This window comes from Rhizobacter sp. P1_G5, from assembly GCF_056405435.1.
The window spans coordinates 1-2,920 of record NZ_JBFUCB010000709.1 but is presented as its reverse complement, the minus strand read 5'-3'; the positions used below and the strand labels follow the sequence as shown (position 1 = coordinate 2,920).

General features: G+C 67.2%; 2 protein-coding genes. Both read right to left on the bottom strand.

The features are described from left to right. Window positions 1-74 precede the first annotated feature (74 nt). Window positions 75-1,676 (bottom strand): glucose-6-phosphate isomerase, encoded by a 1,602-nt coding sequence (gene pgi / locus AC1D12_RS29825; RefSeq protein WP_477844837.1) that lies wholly within the window; start codon window positions 1,674-1,676, stop codon window positions 75-77. Beyond that, window positions 1,673-2,623 carry a transaldolase gene (gene tal / locus AC1D12_RS29820; RefSeq protein ID WP_477844835.1) on the bottom strand — a complete coding sequence of 317 codons (951 nt, stop codon included), beginning with the start codon at window positions 2,621-2,623 and terminating at the stop codon, window positions 1,673-1,675. The genes pgi and tal overlap by 4 nt, the downstream gene beginning before the upstream one ends. Window positions 2,624-2,920: the final 297 nt, after the last annotated feature.

The following is a 2,920-nucleotide window of genomic DNA, read 5'->3' as shown; positions in this document are numbered from 1 at the left end:
CTGCGGCAGCACGCGCTGCAGCAACTCGTGCGGCTTCCAGCGGAAGACGACGCCGCCGAAATCGAAGACCAGCCTCATCCGCCGCGCAGGCGGGTCAGCAGCCCGGCGGTCGAGCCGTCGAGCCCGGTCGTGTCGCCGCTGGCAAGCCGCGGCAGCAACTCGTTGCACAACGCCTTGCCGAGCTCGACGCCCCACTGGTCGAAGCTGTTGATGCGCCACAGCGCACCGCTGACGAACACCCGGTGCTCGAACAGCGCGATCAGCGCGCCCAGGCTGCGCGGCGTCAGCTCGTCGAGCAGCAGCGTCGTGCTGGGCCGGTTGCCGGGGAAGGTGCGGTGCTTCGCGAGCGTCAGCGCGTCGAGCGAGGCCGAAGCCGTCGGCGCCTTCTCCTGCATCGCCTGCTCGGTCGTCTTGCCGAGCATCAGCGCCTGCGCCTGCGCGAGGCCGTTGGCCAGCAGCTTGGTGTGCAGGTCGCTCAGCGAATGCGTCGGCCGCCTGACGAGCAGGAACTCGACCGGGATCACGTCGGTGCCCTGGTGCAGCATCTGGAAGTACGCATGCTGCCCGTTGGTGCCGGGCTCGCCCCACACGACCGGGCTGGTACCGAACGGCAGCGGCTCGCCGTCGATGTCGACGCGCTTGCCGTTGCTCTCCATCTCGAGCTGCTGCAGGTAGGCCGGCAGCCGCTTCAGGCCCTGGTGGTACGGCGCCATGCTGCGGCTCGTGAAGCGGTGGAAGTTGCGGTACCAGACGTCGATCAGGCCCTGCAGCACCGGCAGGTTCTTCTCGAGCGGAGCCTGCGCGAAGTGCAGGTCCATCGCATGCGCGCCGGCCAGCAGCGAGCGGAAGTTGTCGGCTCCGATGGCCAGCGCGATCGGCAGCCCGATCGCCGACCACAGCGAGTAGCGCCCGCCGACCCAGTCCCAGAAGCCGAACGTGGTGGTGATGCCGAACTCGGCCGCGGCCTTCACGTTGGTGGTGGTGGCGACGAAATGCTTGTCGATGTCTTCACCGCCCTGCGCAAGGAACCAGGCCTTCGCGGCATGCGCGTTGGCCATCGTCTCCTGCGTCGTGAAGGTCTTGCTCGCGATGATGAAGAGCGTCTCCTGCGGCTTCAGCCGGCGCAGCACCGGCGCGATGTCGTGGCCGTCGACGTTGGAGACGAAGTGGAACGTGATGCCCGGATGCACGAAGGTGTCGAGCGCCGGCACCACCATCTGCGGCCCGAGGTCGGAGCCGCCGATGCCGATGTTGACGACGTGGCGGATGCCGCTGGCCGCGGTGTCGCGCACCGTCTCGATGTAGCCCAGCATCGCATCGAGCACCGCATGCACCTCGCGGCCGAACGGCGATTCGCCCTCGGGCGCGCGCAGGGCCACGTGCTGCACCGCCCGCCCCTCGGTCACGTTGACCGGGTCGCCGCGCAGCATCGCATCGCGCTGCGCCTCGATGCCGCATTCGCGCGCCAGCTCGACGAGGAACTTCAGCGTCGCGGTGTCGACGCGGTTCTTCGACAGGTCGGCGAAGATCTCCGGCGCCTCGACGCTCAGCGACGCGAAGCGGTTCGCGTCGCGCGAGAACGCCTCGCGGATGTCGAAGTCACGGCCGTGCGCTTCGAAATGGCCCGACAGCGCGGCCCAGGCCGAGGTGCGGTCGCAGCGCGGGAAGCTGCTCATTTCAGGCCTTCGATCAGCTTGTCGAGCTTGCCGGCATCGACGGCGAACGCGCGGATGCCTTCGGCCAGCTTCTCGGTGGCCATCGCGTCGTCGTTCAGCGCGAAGCGGAAGCTCTGCTCGTTGAAGGTCGCCGCATGCAGGCTCGCGCCCTTGGCGTTCGCCGGATCGAGCTGGCGCGTGAGCGGCGCTTCGCTTGCCTGCAGCTGTGCGAGCAGCTCGGGGCTGATCGTCAGCAGGTCGCAGCCCGCGAGCGCGGTGATCTGGCCGACGTTGCGGAAGCTCGCGCCCATCACCTCGGTGGCGATGCCGAACTTCTTGAAGTAGTTGTAGATGTGGGCCACCGACTTGACGCCCGGGTCGTTGACGCCGGCGTTCGCCGCCTCGTCCCACTGGCTGCCGGCCGACTTCTTGTACCAGTCGTAGATGCGGCCGACGAACGGCGAGATCAGCTTGACGCCCGCATCGCCGCAGGCCACCGCCTGGCAGAACGAGAACAGCAGCGTCAGGTTGCAGTTGATGCCGTCGCGCTGCAGGATGCGCGCCGCCTGGATGCCCTCCCAGGTGGAAGCCAGCTTGATCAGCACCCGCTCGCGGCCGATGCCCGCCGCCTCGTACAACTCGATGATGCGGCGCGCCCGCGCCACGCTGCAGGCGGTGTCGAAGCTCAGCCGCGCATCGACCTCGGTCGACACCCGGCCCGGCACCACCTTCAGGATCTCCTGGCCGAAACGCACCAGCACCTGGTCGACGATGCCCTCGAGCGGCAGGCTCTTGTGCTTGGCCACCGTCTCCTGGAGCAGCGGCGCGTAGTCGGCGTGCTGCACCGCTTTCAGGATCAGCGACGGGTTGGTCGTCGCGTCCTTCGGCGCGAATTGCGCGAGTTGCTTGAAGTTGCCCGTGTCGGCGACAACGGCGGTGTACTGCYTGAGCTGGTCGATTTGATTCATGGCAAGACGCTGTTGAGCACAGGAAGGAAATTAGAACCCGTTCGGCGTGACACGCAAGCACGCCGACGACGGTTTGTTTTCAGAACGTAACCCGAAGTTCCACCGGCCGCATGATGCACCTTCGGGCGCCCCTCGTGCGGGGCGGGTTTCGTTGACGCTGCCCGGAAACTTGGGCATCATCCAGGTGAAACTAAATTACATCGTCGACCGCATGCGTCGACTTCACCACTGAGGCGGCATGCATGTCTTTCGATCTCGTTTTCTTCGGCGGCACGGGAGACCTGACATGGCGCAAGC